Source organism: Marinomonas fungiae (assembly GCF_001418205.1).
GTDB lineage: Bacteria > Pseudomonadota > Gammaproteobacteria > Pseudomonadales > Marinomonadaceae > Marinomonas > Marinomonas fungiae.
The window spans coordinates 187078-203510 of sequence record NZ_LIQF01000004.1 but is presented as its reverse complement, the minus strand read 5'-3'; the positions used below and the strand labels follow the sequence as shown (position 1 = coordinate 203510).

The window sequence follows — 16433 nt, the reverse complement described above, 5'->3', positions numbered from 1 at the left end:
CCTTGTAAAGAGCACGCGAATCAAACGCATGTAACCACTTGTAGGACCGCGCTGCGCGCGGGAACCTACGGTTTGTACGGCCCGATTTCATCGGGGAACTTAGTTGCGTTCTCAGCGACAATCCGCTGTTACCCAAGCTTTGTTGGTGTTGGAGCTTCCATGCAATTCAATTCGCTTGCGCAATGTCTCGCTTCGTTCCTCAGCTTCAACACGTCAGCGCGAATCAAACGCATGGAATCTCTGCGGAAGTATGGTTGGGTCGGTCTTTGTACGACCCGATTGCATTCGGGGAGCAAGCTCATAACCCAGATCATAAATCGCCAATACCTTGATCACAGAACATTGGTCACAACATCAGAAATGGATTAATCTCTAGCCAACGCTGTCAAGGATGATCAGAACACTCCCTTCTTACTTCTCCCTTGATCGGCACGGTTATTTATCAAAACGAGCATGCGTGTTTTTATATGCCTGAAACGCCTGTTAGTGTAAAAATCGCTATTAATTTCAATTAATTATGGTCTTTTCTATCAAAAGGCTGAAACAGAATATCGCGCACACAGGTTTATTAGATAAACACACATGCGCATTAATAAAATGTTATATGTATATGGAGTCATTATGAATAGTGAGTGGAGAAAGGCAGCGAAAAGCCTTACAGATGAAGAGAGGGTTCAAGCTCTTGAACATCAGTTAGAAAATATGGATGGAGCAGAAGCCGGGATTATTAGACAACTCTTGGGCGATGAACAAAAACCTCTTTCGGAAAAACAACAGTATATTTACCACCACAATATTGAGGAAACTTTAGTCGAAAAATGTGGTATATCTGGTTGTAATGCGTTCGTGGTTGCAGGTGTTGGCTACTGCCCGTCATGTGAAATCGAGTTTGGAGGTTGATCTACATATAACAAACAATTTAAGAGTGATTCAGCACGCTTGGCACTTTTGGTTTGCGTTAAGTTCTGTGTTTACGATGGTCAAATCAGGTATCGTGGTTGCGTGCTTCACACCTTAATTGGGCGTTAGATTTCAATCACTCTATTAGCCCCCTTCCATGCATTTAATTGGCGTGCTTTCTAACCAATTGAATTGCATGGAATAGCGCCCACTGCGATCTAAGATCCAGCAGACCAAAAGAACCTTCTAGTCATCTCCCCCACCCAAATGATGCCTTAACAAACAATTCAGCATCAGTTTCAAATCCGCTAAGGTACGCGCTGCGCGCTGGGGGTTTTGGTTGACGACCACTAGATAGCTGCTATGGGTCACTTCTAAGAAATGGCGGGCGATGCGTTCGCGTTCGCGGATGTGTTTCTTTAGGCCAATACGTTTAAACACTTTCGACATCTGGGCGATGACCATGTCATCGTGGCGTTCGTCGAGCGCGCGCAGCTCAGGCACCGAGAACATAGCTTGCACCAGTGGCAGAATGGCTTTCTGTGTACGGTAGGCTTGTAGGTTGGTATCTATCACTTGATCGATAAATTTCTCTAATGGCATTTGCTCTAATGGCCACTGCTGTATCTCCTTTAAAACCACTTCTATGCTGTCGAGCCATGATTGCCCCATGGCGTATAAGATAGCCTGTTTATTGGGAAAGTAGTGATAGAGAGAACCCACGGATATACCCACTTCTTGGGCGATCAAGGCGGTATTTAGGTCATTCAAACCAACGCTTTCAAGCAACTCACTGGTCACTTCAAGGATCTGCTGCGTGCGTTTGATCGAGCGCGATTGCACCGGTTCACTGCGTGGTGAGACGGGCTGCATCGTTTTTTTGGCGCTGCTGACTTTTGCCATGATGGTCAATGTTTTCCTTGCATAGCAGGTTGGTGAATATTCACATAGTAATTTTTTGAAAGACTTAAGCGCTAGGGCAGACGGTCTAGCATGGAGTAATACAACATTCCTGCAACCTGCCCTGGCCAGCGCAGTAAAGTGCCGCCGGGGAAGTCTTTACAGCGAATGCGTTCAAAGGTTTGCAGGTCTGCTTCTTGGCCTTTAATCGCCTGTGCGAGACAAGCTCCCGCGTAGGTGGCTAGGGCGACACCATGTCCAGAATAGCCTTGTGCCACATAGACGTTATCTTGTTGTCGGGCGATGTAAGGCATGCGATTTAAGGTGATAGCTAGGGTTCCACCCCAAGCATAATCAATATTAAAGCGGCCTAGCTCTGGATAGGTTTCCAACATATGCTTTTTTACGAAGCTGGCGATGTCTTTCGGAAAGCGCGGACTGTAGTTCTCACCGCCGCCCCACAACATACGTCTATCACTCGATAGTCGGTAATAATTGACCACAAACTTTGAGTCGGCCACCGCAATACGCTCTGGGTTAATCCGGTCGGCTATTTCTTCAGGGAGCGGTTCGGTAGCGATGATGAAGTTATTAATCGGCATGATTTTGCGCGCGGCAGGCTCATTGAGATGGCCCAAATACCCATTGCAGGCAAATATCAAATAGCGGCAATGTACTTGGCCTTGATCGGTGTACACCACAGGCTTGCGGCCGGTTTGATAAGACATAACGCGAGACTGCTGATAGATTTTGGCGCCTTGGGCCTGTGCCGCGTTGGCCAGCCCTAACACAAAGTTCAACGGATGCAGATGCGCGCCCTCTTGATACCACTCACCGCCGAAATAGCGCCCGGTGCCAAGTTTATCCGCTACCTCTGCGGCGGAAAGAAACGTCACACCATCGTAATTCAGTACTTTTTGTTTGTAGTCGACGGCATGTTTCACATCTTCTAAATGGCGTTTTTTGTAGGCAACGTGCAATACTCCAGGAGTAAGATCACAGTCGATTTGCAAACGATGCACGAGGTCTTTGACCAAGTCGACCGAGTCTAGCGATGCTTGCCATAAGGCGTCAGCGGCGTCTTTACCAAGCTGTTTGCTGAGTTCTGCGTGGCTCATATTATGGCCTTGGCAAACTTGTCCGCCATTACGACCCGATGCGCCCCAACCAATATCGTTGGCTTCCAGCAAGGTGACGCTGAAGCCAGCTTCAGCGAGGTGTAGGGCGGCTGAAGTGCCAGTATAACCACCACCGATGATGCAGACGTCTGCCTGCTGCGCGCCAATCAGTTGTGGAAACTGGTGACGGACTGTCGCCGTCGCTTGGTAATAGGATGATGTCGCTTGGCTCACGTAGGCCTCCTAGCTCATAATCGCTGCAAAGGGGTTTTTAAAGTATTGCTTTCACGACTAAACTAAAATATTTTCAAACCGATGAATTATTCGGTTTATGTGCAAAGCATAATTGAATCAAACAAGATCGCAATGGAAATCTACGATCTTGATAACTTGGGTCAGAGAGTAAGTTGCAAGGTGGGTTATGACCGAACTAGAGGCGTTTTTAAAGCAGCATGCTATTACCGAAGTCGAATCGACTCTGGCGGATATGACGGGCAATGCCCGAGGCAAGTTTTACCCGACGTTTAAGTTTTTAGCGGAGAAAACTGGGCGTATTCCGGAAACGGTTCTGGTGCAAAGTGTCACGGGCGATTGGGCCGACAATCATTACGAGATTGTGGATGCGAGCGACCGCGATATGGTATTGAAGCCAGACCCAAACACCTTACGCATGGTGCCTTGGGCGGATGAACCGACCGCGCAGGTAATTAACGACTGTTACACCACGGATGGAGATTTGCATCCGTTGGCGAGCCGCACCATTCTTCGTCATATTTTGGCGTTGTATGAAGCAGAAGGCTTAAAGCCAGTGATTGCCCCAGAAGTCGAGTTTTATCTGATTCATCCAAATACAGACCCTGATTATGAACTACGGCCTGCCGCTGGCCGCTCTGGCAAACGAGAGACCTCACGACGCTCTTATAGCATTGATGCGGTAAATGAGTTCAATACCATTATCGATACCTTGTACGCCTACTGTGAGGCGCAAGATTTGGATGTGGACACCTTGATCCATGAATCGGGTGCGGCACAGATGGAGATTAACTTTATCCATGGTGATCCGCTCGATCTGGCCGATCAGGTCTTTGTCTTTAAGCGCACGTTGCGTGAAGCGGCGATGAAACATGGGGTGTACGCCACCTTTATGGCGAAGCCGATGAAGGATGAGCCAGGCAGTGCCATGCATATTCATCAAAGTCTGCTGGATGCCGAAACGGGTGAAAATGTATTTAACAATAACGGCAAGCCAAGTGAGCGCTTCTATCATTATCTTGGCGGTTTGCAAAAATACTCCCCTAATGCGATCAGTTTCTTTGCGCCAAACGTCAATTCCTACCGCCGTTTCTCACCCGAAATGGCCGCACCGATCAATATGCAATGGGGCTTTGATAACCGTGTAGCGGGCTTACGCGTTCCCTATTCAACGCCAGAGGCAACGCGCATTGAGAACCGCTTCCCAGGAGCCGACTGTAACCCTTACCTCGCCATTGCGGCGACCTTGGCCTGTGGCTATCTGGGCATGAAAGAAGAGCTTTACCCAACCGATCCGATCCAAGGTAATGAGCCGCCAGAAAACCAAGAAGTAGAGATTGCACGTACCTTGGAAGAAGGCTTGCGCCTATTGGAAGAGTGCGAACCTTTGTGTGAGATCCTTGGCGAGCACTTTGTACGAGCGTACATGGGTGTGAAACGCAGCGAATTTGAAACCTTCAACCGTGTTATTAGCTCATGGGAACGTGAGCATTTACTGCTGAATGTGTAACCCTAAAACAACAAAGCCCTCACGTTGGAGGGCTTTGTGCGTTTAAATAGCGCTTAATCTTGTTTAGGTTTTTCGTCCCAAACCGTTAGATCAATGTCATTTTGCACTTCTGGGTAATCGTCTGAGTTAAAGATTGGCGTGCGCGTTTTGTTTTGCGCAAAGTAGTCTTTAGTCAGCTTCGCCACCAAGCCAGACAACAACACAATGGCAATCAAGTTGATAGTCGCCATTAAGCCCATCGCCGCATCGGCGGCATTGAATACCACGGCCACACTTTGATACGCGCCCCAAGGAATCATCGCTAGCGCTAGAATGCGCAACACGAAAATACCCGGTTTGCTGGCCCATTTTAGGTAGGTTAGCGCGTTTTCCGCATAGCTGTAGTTACCAATAATCGAGGTAAAAGCGAAGAAGAAAATCGCGATGGCAACAAAGTAATGGCCGACACTGCCGATATGATGAGACATGGCTGACTGCGTCAGTACGATGCCTGACTCGCCATTGCCAAGCACACCAGACAATAGAATCATCAGTGCCGTCGCAGTACAGATCAGTAGCGTATCAATAAACACGCCCAATGACTGCACCATACCTTGTGACGCTGGGTGGTGAGGATTAGGCGTCGCGACCGCCGCAATGTTTGGCGCCGACCCCATACCCGCTTCGTTAGAGAATAGACCTCGTTTGACACCGTTTAGCAAGGCGCCGGCAACACCACCAGCCGCCTGTTCAATACCAAAGGCACTCTTAAAGATCAGTGCAAACATGGCTGGCACTTGCTCGTAATTGACAATGATGATGTACAACGCTAAGGCTAAGTACGCAATCGCCATAAAAGGCACGGTGATTTCGGCAAAGCGCGCGATTTTCTTAATACCGCCAAAGATCACCACCGCGGCCAACGCCATGACGATCAGGCCTGTTGCCATCTTAGGAACACCAAAGGCACCTTCCATTGCACCCGCAATCGAGTTGGCTTGTACCGCATTAAAGACCAAGCCAAATGCCAAAATTAGAGCCAAAGAGAAGATGGCACCCGCCCATGGTGCTTTCAGACCTTTGCTAATGTAAAACGCTGGGCCACCGCGCAATTGACCATTTTGATCTCTTACTTTGTACAGCTGAGCAAGTGTACTTTCTGCGTAGGCAGTGGCCATACCAATCAAAGCAACGACCCACATCCAAAAGATTGCGCCAGCGCCACCTAGTGCGAGTGCTACTGCAACGCCTGCAAGGTTACCTGTGCCGACACGGGAGGCAAGGCTAGTACATAATGCTTGGAACGGAGAAATACCACCACGGTCGCTCTGAGGCGCTTTGAATACGGTGCGAACAAACTCCGGGAAGTAGCGAATCTGAATAAACCCTAAGCGTAGGGTAAAGTAAACGCCAACGGCCAGCAGGCCGTAAATCAGGATATAGCCCCAAAATAAGGTATTGAGGGAATCAATCAGTGAAGCCATAAGGCACTCCGCTTAAGTTGTTGTTATGTGCGAGGGAGAGGGCTCGGATAGAGCGCTCAGAGCGGCACATTTTTGATGTGCCGTCTCAAAAAGGGGGAAAGCCTAGCGCTTCAGGGGAATTTGGCAAGGGAAAATGGATAAAAAATGCGCACAAATGGTGCATTTATCATAAAAAAGTCCATTCATGGTGCATTTTTTGATCGAATAATCTTTAAACCAAATTTACTAATGGCACCGCTTTCAAATTCACGTACGGTTAATTCGATCTCACCGAAGCGCAAACGGTCACCAATCACAACCCGGCCATGGAACTTATTTAAAAAGAGTTCGCGTACACTGACATCCTGATAGGCGTCCTCTATTTTAAAGAAATAGAGATACGCCAGATCACGCATTTTGGCATCCCCATTTACCACAAAGTCGCCATAAAACTCGCTCATCGACGTGTGCTGCAGTTTCTGTCCTGGCGTGAAATAGCTGTTCAACTCGGAGTCATTTTCTAATTGAGAGAAAAACGCTGCTTTGTCAGTGGCGCACAGCGCCTCCTCAGAGTCCACCAGCAACTCGCCGCCTCGCATCACCCCCATCGGACGAGAGAACGCGGTAGAAGGCAGAGACTCCACCGAGCATCCCACTAAATCACTGTCATCAGGTACTTCATAAATCAAGATATGGCGGTTGTGGTAATCGTCAAAACTGATACTAAAAGCATTAGGCGTGGCTTCCTTATCCGGTAATTCGACCTTGAGCCAACGCGCGACCTTGGGAATACTCCAGCCTTGTAGCACCAAAGACATAATCACAATGACAAACACCAAATTGAAATAAACTTGGGTTTGTTCAATGCCTGACAACGATGGATACATGGCCAAGATGATCGGCACAGCCCCCCGTAAGCCACACCAGCTGATAAAGACTTGCTCACGCCAAGGAAAATGGAAAGGCAGCAAAGACACCAACACCGCAATCGGACGCGCGAGGAAAATTAAGACCGCGCCAATAGCCAAGGCTGGCAAGATCACTGGGCCAATCGTGCTGGGCGTAACTAATAACCCCAGCATCAGGAACATACCGATTTGACTGAGCCAAGCCATGCCATCGTGGAAGCGATGCACATCCCGTTTGTAGGGCATATTGTGCGCGTTACCGAGCGTCACGCCGACGATGTAGATGGCCAAAAAGCCACTGCCACCCCAAAGGTTGGTGATACCAAAAATACTCAACCCTGCGCTGGTGACTAATAACGGGTACAGAGAGCTGGCAAGCTGAAGTTTAGGCAACAAATGTTTTAACAACTGCCCGCCGAGAACGCCCGCAATCAGACCCAGTCCCATTTGTTGGCACAGCTCTAATAGCAAAGACCAGCCAAGGTCTCCCTGCGGCTGAGAAATCAGTTGCACCATAGTAATGGTCAGGAAGATCGCCATGGGATCGTTGGCACCGGACTCGACTTCTAGCGTGGCACCGGTTCGCTCTTTAATGCGCAGCCCCGCATTACGGATCAAGCCAAACACGGCCGCTGCATCGGTGGAGCCAATGATCGCGCCGAGTAATAGGCTTTCCTGCCAAGGCAAGCCTAACAGCCAGTATACCGCTCCCCCTGTGATGCCTGCGGTAAGCAATACACCAACGGTGGCAAGCAAAAACGCCGGACGCAAACTGATGGCAAAGGATTCCCGTCGGGTCCCCAGTCCGCCATCGAGCAAAATGGTCGCTAAGGCTAAGTTACCAAACAAGAATGCCAAACCAGCGTTATGGAATTCAATCCCACCAATGCCATCTTCACCCGCCAGCATGCCTACCACCAAAAACACCAATAGCAGCGGCGCACCTAAACGACGTGATAAGACACTAGCGAGAATGCTGAGTAAGGCAAGCAACCCCGCGAGAAAGATATATTGGCTGGATATTTCGATGGTCATGGCGGGTTATGATTCCGTTTTCTAACGCCGCTGACAGGATGTCCTAGGCTTTCAAATTTTAGTGTATGAAAACCTCCATCAAGTTCACAGTAGTACCAAATCAAATAGCGCCGATTTCCATATTTAAACGATCTGAATGTGCTGTTTGGCACCTTGGCGCTCAGCTTTTATCAAATGCTTTTTGAGTAGTGCTCAAACGCTGACATATTTTCATAGCCTAGTGTTTCATACAGTGCTTTCGCTGGACTGTTGGAGACAGCGGTGGCAAGTCTAATCGCCTGCGCTGCAGATGCTTGGGCAAACAGCTCTACATGATTTAGCAACGCTTTCGCAACACCTCGTTGACGATTGCTAGCACTCACAAAGAGATCATTTAGAATCCACGTCCGTTTCATTGCCACGGAAGAAAATGAAGGATAAAGCTGGACAAAACCAATGGCCTCACCGGATGCATTCTTCGCGAGAAAAATAGCCGAATCCCCTAGCAAGAAGCGCTGCTCTATAAAGGATGTTGCGGCGCTAAGGTCTGCGGCTTGACCATAAAACTGGCGGTAAGCGTCAAATAAGGCCGCCGTTTCGTGTAACTCATTAAGCGATGCTTGAATCATATCCATCTTTTTATTGTCCTATTAAATAGCTTTGGGGGCTTGTGGTGCGAGGTAATCCTTGTTTTGCGCCGAGTCCTGTTGCAACGGTTGCCACTGTTTTGCCAGAGGCATTACCCCTGCCCAGACTGGCCAATCCATATCCGCTTCATCGTCAATCACGCCCTCAGCACGGAGTTTGACACTGGCTTCATCGATTTTGATGCGAACTAAACCTGTGGCGAGCACTTCTTGATCGGTGACTGGGCGCAGCTGTGACCAACGGTCTGGTGAGACTTTGTTGATAAATAACTCAAAATGGCGCACTTTTTCGTCGTAATCTTCGATGGTTTCAGGAATACCAAATAAGGTCACGGAACGGTAATTTACCGAATGGTGGAACGCCGAACGAGCCAGCACTAAGCCATCTAGCTCACAGATATTGATGCATACTTTCTGGGCTTCTTTGACCGCGCCATGGGTGTTCCGAGCTTTGCTATGCGCATGCCAGTATAAGTAGTCACCTTCACGCCAATGGCAGGTCGGAGTAACAAACACTTGACCATTTACCTGTTGACCAATATGACACAAAAGCGTGCTATCGATGATGTTATAAGCCGTTTCGGCATCGTACTGCGCTCTTTTCGGCCCTCTTTTTACCGTACTCGTCGGTGTCTGCAGTGATTCACTCATATTTGCTAACCCTTCACATTTTAGCTAATTCTAGGGTTAGCGTACTGACTATTGAGTCGCTTAAAAATGACCAGTTTTTATATTTTTAACCAGTCCAGATTGATCTGATCGCCATGTAAAAAGCCCATCCTAAGATGGGCTAAGCTGGCATCGTATTTCAAATGGAGAAATAGGAACTGTTATAGACCTAGTGCGCCTTTGACCGCTGCTAAACCTGATTGGCCCGATGTGGTGGAAACGCCTTCTAGCCAAGTATCAAGTACCGCAGGATTGTCTTTTAGCCATTTACTGGCGGCTTCGTTGGCTGACATACCTTCGTCGGTCATGGCGATCACGGTATTTTCCATATCCAGTGTGAATTCCATGTTTTCAAGCAGCTGAGTGACATTACCGCACTCTTCGCCATAGCCTTTACGAGTGACGGTATGGATAGTGGCGCTACCAAAGTTTGGGCCAAAGTAATCATCTCCACCAGTGAGATAGGCCATATCAAAGTTGACGTTCATTGGATGGGGCTCCCAGCCAAGGAAAGCGATGAATTGCTCACGTTTTACCGCACGGGCGACCTGCGACAGCATGGCTTGTTCGCCGGATTCCACTACACGCCAATCGCCTAGGCCAAAGTCGTTCTTTTCAATCATGTCCATCAGCATTTGGTTCGAGGCTGAGCCGACACCAATGCCGTAGATTCGCTCACCAAATTCATCGGCAAACTTCTCTAAATCGGCGAAGTCATGTACGCCTGCATCGTAAGCATATTGTGGTACGGCTAGGGTAAATTTGACCCCTTCAAGGTTGGTGCGAATGATATCTAGGTGCGCTTGATATTGCTTCATAAACGCCGCTTGCGCTGGCATCCAGTTGCCTAGGAAAACGTCGATTTCGTCATTCTTCAAACTCTCAAAACCAATCGGCACGGCGAGCATCTTGATATCGGTTTGATAGCCCAAGGCATGCAGTATGGTGCTGGCCATACCATTGGTAGCGCCAATATCGGTCCAGCCGGGGTCGGTCATGGTAACGGTTTGGCATTGTTCCGGAACGGCTGCCAGGCTGCTGCCTGCAGCCGCAGTGACAATGGTGGCAAGTAGAGCTTGTTTCAGTGGCTTCATCATGGTGTTCCCTTTGCATCTGTTATTTGAGTGATATACGCAAAACATTTGTCATCGTCTGTGTGAAGGATGTTTTTATAAAGAAGTAAAAATGTTTTGTGATGAATGCTTTTTACTCTAACAGTTTTTTTATGGAGTTTGGCAAGTGGGTGTAGGAAAAACACTATCAGAATGGATTTTTAGATCGGATCTATGGGTCTATTTCACGCAAAAAGACACTAAATGTAGTGATATTTCATGTTTTTACGCTGATTGTGATTACATCTAGTCGTTAATATGATGTCGATCGAAATACGTTATAAAGGATTCATAACTATGTATTCTTGTTCAATAAACAAGTAATTAATTAGAGATCTAAAAAAGCCCATCCGAGGATGGGCTAAACTGACATAATTAATCGCTGATTGAAAAGAGCTGAAATTACAGGCCGAGCGCGCTTTTCACGGCCGCTAAGCCTGGTGCGCCCGATGTGGTGGACACGCCTTCCAGCCAAGTATCCAGTACCGCAGGGTTGTCTTTGAGCCACTTACTGGCTGCTTCGTTAGCTGACATGCCTTCGTCGGTCATGGCGATCACGGTGTTTTCCATGTTAAGGGTAAATTCCATGTTGCTCAGCAGCTTAGCTACGTTGCCACATTCGTTGGCGTAACCTTTACGTGTGACCGTGTGAATGGTTGCGCCGCCGTAATTAGGGCCGAAGTAATCATCGCCACCAGATAAGTATTTCAGGTCAAAGTTGACGTTCATTGGGTGTGGTTCCCAAGCGAGAAAAACAATGCCCTTCTCTCGTTTTACGGCGCGAGCCACCTGTGCCAGCATGGCTTGCTCGCCGGATTCCACAACGCGCCACTCCCCTAAGCCGAAGTCATTTTTCTCAATCATCTTCATTAGGTTCTGGTTAGCTGGAGAACCCGCGCCAATGCCATAAATACGTTCATCAAAGTCCTTGGCGTGTGCTTGTAGATCCTTGAAGTCGTGCACACCTTTGTCGTACATGTAGGCTGGCACGGCTAAGGTAAATTTTACACCGGTTAAATTGGTACGAACGATATCTAGGTTATCTCGATACTTGTCGATAAACGCGCTTTGCGCAGGCATCCAGTTGCCAAGGAAAACATCGATTTCACCATTCTTGATGCTCTCAAAACCAATGGGAACCGCTAATAGTTTGATGTCCGTTTTATAGCCAAGGGCTTCCAATACGGTGGTAGCTAAACCATTGGTCGCGCCAATATCCGTCCAGCCTGGATCGGTCATGGTAACCGTTTGGCATTGCGCCGGTACCGCTGCGAACGCGCCACTTGCCGTAATGGAAACAAGGGTGGCGAGCATGGTTTTTTTCAGGCTTATGTTGTTCATTATCGGTTCCTCTTGATATTTGTTATGAGTGCTTACATGGGATCTTCTGCTAACGTTGGGTCGAACGGTTTAACGCCCTGACGCGCCATACGACGCGTCAGGATTGTCCTCTTAAGAGACTTTTGGGTAACGCGCTTTGGCTTCCAAATCATCAAGGTCGATGTGGTTACGCATGTACATTTCGCTGGCTGGTGAAAATGGCTGGTGATCCCATGCGACACGGCTCTCGCCTTTTGAAAACGCCTGCACAATCAAGCGACGACGACGCTGACTGATCAGTACACGTTGTGAAATCTCGTCAGCATCCCAGCGTTGTGCGGCCTCATCGCGGAACGCTTGCAGGACACTGGCATAGTTTTCGTCTTGCGCTAGATTCACCAACTCTAACGGATCGTTTTCTAGATCAAACAGCTGATCTGGGTCGATGCGACAGTGGACAAATTTGTAGCGACCACGACGGATCATAAACAAGGGGGCTAGCGTCCCTTCACCACAGTATTCGCCGATGACTTCATCGTGACCGCCCTCTTTACCTTCTACGTGTGGCACCAAGCTGCGCCCATCGATTGGCATCGCGTAGTCCGTACCCTTGCCGTCGGTTGCCCAATCCACAAACGTTGGTAACAAGTCCATGGTCGATACCGATGCTTTGACGCGTTTTGGTTGAAAGCGGTTAGGAGCGCAAACAATCATGGGCACACGAGTGGAACTTTCGAAGAACGACATCTTGTACCAAAGGTTGCGCTCGCCCAGCATGTCGCCATGGTCGCCAGAGAAAACAATGATGGTGTCTTCATCAAGGTTACACGCTTTCAGCGCTTTCAATAGCTTACCGATCTGATCATCGACGTAACTGCAAGAGCCATAGTAGGCATGGCGGGCGCTGCGTACTTCTTCTTCACTGATCTCTTGATCGTAGTAGGCGTATACGTCTTGCAGGCGGCGAGAATGCGGATCTTGCTCTTCTTTGGCAAGCTTCACCTGCGGCATGTCGATTTCATCATGGTTGTAACGGTCCCAGTACTCTTGTGTGATGGCATAAGGGTCGTGTGGGTGAGTCATGGATACGGTTAAACAGAATGGACGCTCTTGTTTACCGCGAGCGTAGTCGTATAGGTAACGCTCCGCGTGAAACACCACTTCATCATCGAAATCCAGCTGGTTGCTACGTACGCAAGTACCGGCTTGTGTCACCGATGACATATTGTGGTACCAAGTTGGGCGCGTATCTGGGTCGTCCCAGTTGGGGAACCAGCCGTAGTCGGCAGGGTAAATGTCCGTGGTTAAGCGTTGCTCAAAACCGTGTAACTGGTCTGGACCACAGAAGTGCATCTTACCAGATAAGGCGGTTTGGTAGCCGTTGGCTCGCATATAATGGGCGAATGTTGGAATATCGGCCGGGAAATCTGCGGCGTTGTCCCAAGCACCGATGCGTGTGGGCAACTGGCCTGTCATCAGGACATAACGGGATGGCGCGCACAGCGGGCTATTACAGTAGGCCGAGTCAAACACAACCCCTTGTTCTGCCAGCGCTTCTAGATTTGGCACTTTGACTGTCTTACCGCCGTAAAACGGTAGTACAGGGGCCGCCATTTGGTCAGCCATAATAAATAAAATGTTGGGCTGTTTCTGAGACATTGAATCATACTCCAATCACGCAGTTAAATAAGTTGGATTAATGTTTTATTCAGCGCTGAATCCATTATGAGTACTAGATTGAACCTTATTTTTTATGCTGTAAACTGACTGAAATATTATGAATGGGATAAGTTGAACTTATGTTTTCTGAAAGCGACATGCCGCCGTTACAAATGCTGGTAGTGTTTGAGTCCTCGGCACGCCATTTAAGCTTCACTGCCGCTGCACGGGAGCTGGGTACAACTCAGCCAGCCATCAGCCAGCAAGTCAAAGCGTTGGAGCAGTTTTTGAATACGCCCTTGTTTCGCCGCGTGTACCGTGGTGTGGAACTAACAGATGAAGGGCACATCTTGCTGAAAACGACACAATCCAGCTTCACTGAGCTACGTAAGGTCATCAGTTTTATTCGCAACAAACATAAGAAGCCGCGTATCAATGTGGCCACCGACTTTGCCTTTGCCGCCTATTGGCTAATGCCACGTTTACCGGAATTTCGTAAACAATTCCCAAATGTGGATATCCGGCTTCACACTGCTCAAAGCAATGCCGATGTAGCGCTTCAAGACATTGATTTAGCAATTGTTTTTAGTGATGGGCGACAAAAAGGTTTCATCTCGGAGAAGCTTTTTGATGAAATAGCGTTTCCCGTCTGCAGCCCAAAGCTATTGGAAGAATATGGACCGTTTGATTCGTTAGAGGCCATTACTCGTGCCCCATTGTTGAAGTTGCATGCGGAACCGGATGAAAAATGGATGGTGTGGGAGAAGTTATTTGAGCAACACAATATGCTGTGGTCGCCCTCACAAACCGTAATGGAATTCGATAATTACACTCTCTTGGTGCAAGCGGCGATTGCGGGCCAAGGAGTGGCATTAGGTTGGGGCTCCTTGCTTGATGATATATTGGCAGCTGAGTTGCTCGTGGCCTTCCCGGAGTTCGCCACGCACTCATCTAATGGTTATTTTTCTGTGCTCTCCATGGCCCGCGAAGACGACCCGATCGTGAGCCAATTCAAACAATGGTTACATCAGCAGTGCTTATCTTAAAAATGGACTAATTCCGATGATCGCTAGCCTCTCTCTAAGCCTAGAAGAAAACAGCACGCCGCGTTATGAGCAGTTACGACAACAGTTATTACAGGCGATGGATCAGGGCCGCTTAAAGGAAGGTGATAAGCTCCCTTCGAGCCGCACCTTAGCTCAGATGCTGGGGGTTTCACGCAGTGTCATTATGCAAGCCTATGATCAGCTGATTTCCGAAGGCGTGCTAGCCAGTCAGCCTAAACGTGGCGTGTATGTGGCTCAGCAAGCGAGTTTTGTCCCTGCCCCTATGGCGGTCAAAAGTGCCCCGACTCCGCTTGTTATGGCACAGTTCGACTCAGGTGCCGACGTCAGTGTATTCCCCAATAAGGAGTGGGCGGCGAGTATGCGCCGCGCTTGGCTAAACCCAGATCCCAAACTCCTCAAAGGAGAATACGAAGCGGGCTACCCGCCTTTGCAACAAGCCATCTGTGAGTACTTATTCGCCTTGCGTGGTATGGAATGCCGCCCGGAGCAAGTCATTTTAGTCGCCGGTAATTACGATGCTCTGGCCTTGTTACAACATGCGTTGGCCAATAAGGTGCAACACTGGTTGCTTGAAGAGCCGACCTACCCACCTTTGCGTTCTGGTTTCCAAGGCATTTCTACCCTTCCCTTAGACGTAACAGATCAAGGTCCGCGCTTGGTCGATATAGCGGAGCCGTGGGCGGCGGTTTTGACCCCAAACCGCCAATATCCGTTAGGTATTTCTAGCAATTCGGCCACTCGAGAGAGTTGGCTCAGTTCAGTCGCAGACGGGCACAATTTTGTCATAGAGGATGACTATGATAACGAGTTTTTATATCAAGGTGGTGGTTTAAAGCCTTGGTTTCAGGTCGCGCAACAACGCCAAGAAACGTGTGATCGGGTGTTCTATATTGGCAGTTTCTCAAAAGTATTGTTTCGGGGGCTACGCCTAGGATTCATCGTCGCACCTGAGAACCTAGTGCGTCAGGTGCGACAAAGCCAAAAGGAATTGGGCTTATTTGCCTCGCAAACCCTTCAACCTGTGGTCGCAGATTTCTTGAACAATGGTACGTTTTACCGACATTTGAACCGAATGCGACGTCATTATCGTAGTAAGAGGGATCGGCTGCTAAAGTTGCTGGAAACTCACTTAGGGACATGGTTCACATGGCAGAAACCCAGTGGTGGTTTACATATTGTGACCTATGTCAAAGATGAATTTTCTAGTGAGCAATGGTGTCGTGAATTAGATGAGCACTGCTTGCAGAGCGGTCTAAGATTGTCTTGGCTTCAGCAACATTACACTGCACAAGAGTCCGCCCCAAAAGGACTGGTGTTGGGCTTTTCGGCCCCATCCGAAGAGCAGTTACAAACTTGGATTACGCGAATCTCAGAGGTATGCCAGTTACTTTCTGCGAGACAGTAGGGATTATCCAAGCTTTGTGTAGACATTTTAAATGAGAATTATTATTATTTGATTACACCGAATTTCGTGGAGGTAACCTATGGAAAACTGGAAGCAATTCATTGTAGCGGGCGATCAAGCATTTCAACACTGTGAAAACCGTGCGGCCATTAGTTGTTATAAGCAAGCCTCTGCCTGCGCACGTCAGCATTTAGGTTGCTGGTATGACACTCAAGCGGTCCTATCGGCGCTGGTTTTTAGTGATTTGAAAGTTGCGGAAGCGCAGTGCCGACTAGAATGCTTCGAGGATGCGGTAGATACTTACTCCACTCTAAGTTTGGAGCTGCGCCGATTTCAGTGCCGCGTGGCACCCAGTAACCCTATTGCAAATCTGGTGAGTCAGGCGATTAACCAAGTGAAGGAAGAGTTTATCAATCTTACTAAGGTGTATGCGTACGATATCTTATTCGTTTCAAAACTTACGCCTCTGTCTCTTAAATAATTTCAAACTCTGCGACGAGACACTGAATA

Annotated in this window: 14 protein-coding genes; 5 read left to right on the top strand and 9 right to left on the bottom strand. The window is 48.5% G+C overall.

Going from position 1 to position 16433, the window contains the following annotated elements:
- Positions 1–621: 621 nt before the first annotated feature.
- Positions 622–900 carry a hypothetical protein gene (locus tag ASC49_RS07920; RefSeq protein ID WP_055462703.1) on the top strand — a complete coding sequence of 93 codons (279 nt, stop codon included), beginning with the start codon at positions 622–624 and terminating at the stop codon, positions 898–900.
- Positions 901–1146: 246 nt separating this feature from the next.
- On the opposite strand, the gene ASC49_RS07915 is transcribed toward ASC49_RS07920, so the two are convergent.
- Both ASC49_RS07915 and ASC49_RS07910 read right to left on the bottom strand, forming a co-directional pair.
- Complete coding sequence (locus tag ASC49_RS07915) at positions 1147–1803, bottom strand: TetR/AcrR family transcriptional regulator (protein WP_055462702.1); 657 nt, start codon at positions 1801–1803, stop codon at positions 1147–1149.
- Positions 1804–1874: 71 nt separating this feature from the next.
- Positions 1875–3152 (bottom strand): NAD(P)/FAD-dependent oxidoreductase, encoded by a 1278-nt coding sequence (locus ASC49_RS07910; protein ID WP_055462701.1) that lies wholly within the window; start codon positions 3150–3152, stop codon positions 1875–1877.
- Positions 3153–3339: 187 nt separating this feature from the next.
- Between ASC49_RS07910 and ASC49_RS07905 the strand changes: the two genes are divergently transcribed.
- Positions 3340–4680 (top strand): glutamine synthetase family protein, encoded by a 1341-nt coding sequence (locus ASC49_RS07905; protein ID WP_055462700.1) that lies wholly within the window; start codon positions 3340–3342, stop codon positions 4678–4680.
- Positions 4681–4733: 53 nt separating this feature from the next.
- On the opposite strand, the gene ASC49_RS07900 is transcribed toward ASC49_RS07905, so the two are convergent.
- From ASC49_RS07900 to betC, 7 genes are all read right to left on the bottom strand, one after another.
- The gene (locus ASC49_RS07900) at positions 4734–6143 is read right to left on the bottom strand and encodes an alanine/glycine:cation symporter family protein (protein ID WP_055462699.1); all 1410 of its coding nucleotides are present in this window, start codon (positions 6141–6143) and stop codon (positions 4734–4736) included.
- A gap of 182 nt (positions 6144–6325) precedes the next feature.
- The gene (locus ASC49_RS07895; protein ID WP_055462698.1) at positions 6326–8065 is read right to left on the bottom strand and encodes a potassium/proton antiporter; all 1740 of its coding nucleotides are present in this window, start codon (positions 8063–8065) and stop codon (positions 6326–6328) included.
- A gap of 170 nt (positions 8066–8235) precedes the next feature.
- A complete protein-coding gene (locus ASC49_RS07890) occupies positions 8236–8679 on the bottom strand; it encodes a GNAT family N-acetyltransferase (protein ID WP_055462697.1) in 444 nt (147 codons plus the stop codon).
- A gap of 15 nt (positions 8680–8694) precedes the next feature.
- Positions 8695–9342, bottom strand: coding sequence for a pyridoxamine 5'-phosphate oxidase family protein (locus ASC49_RS07885; protein WP_055462696.1), 648 nt, complete (start codon positions 9340–9342; stop codon positions 8695–8697).
- Positions 9343–9521: 179 nt separating this feature from the next.
- The gene (gene choX / locus ASC49_RS07880; RefSeq protein ID WP_245624664.1) at positions 9522–10457 is read right to left on the bottom strand and encodes a choline ABC transporter substrate-binding protein; all 936 of its coding nucleotides are present in this window, start codon (positions 10455–10457) and stop codon (positions 9522–9524) included.
- Between the two features lie 417 nt (positions 10458–10874).
- A complete protein-coding gene (choX, locus tag ASC49_RS07875) occupies positions 10875–11813 on the bottom strand; it encodes a choline ABC transporter substrate-binding protein (RefSeq protein ID WP_055462695.1) in 939 nt (312 codons plus the stop codon).
- 111 nt (positions 11814–11924) lie between these two features.
- On the bottom strand, positions 11925–13451 hold the full coding sequence (gene betC / locus ASC49_RS07870; RefSeq protein ID WP_055462694.1) for a choline-sulfatase: 1527 nt from the start codon (positions 13449–13451) through the stop codon (positions 11925–11927).
- A 140-nt stretch (positions 13452–13591) separates the two neighbouring features.
- On the opposite strand from betC, the gene ASC49_RS07865 reads away from it, so the two are divergent.
- From ASC49_RS07865 to ASC49_RS07855, 3 genes are all read left to right on the top strand, one after another.
- Positions 13592–14497, top strand: a complete 906-nt coding sequence (locus ASC49_RS07865) for a choline sulfate utilization transcriptional regulator (protein ID WP_055462693.1) — start codon at positions 13592–13594, stop codon at positions 14495–14497.
- A gap of 16 nt (positions 14498–14513) precedes the next feature.
- Positions 14514–15923, top strand: coding sequence for a MocR-like pyridoxine biosynthesis transcription factor PdxR (gene pdxR, locus ASC49_RS07860; protein ID WP_055462692.1), 1410 nt, complete (start codon positions 14514–14516; stop codon positions 15921–15923).
- 79 nt (positions 15924–16002) lie between these two features.
- Positions 16003–16404, top strand: coding sequence for a hypothetical protein (locus ASC49_RS07855; RefSeq protein WP_055462691.1), 402 nt, complete (start codon positions 16003–16005; stop codon positions 16402–16404).
- The last annotated feature ends 29 nt before the right edge of the window (positions 16405–16433 follow it).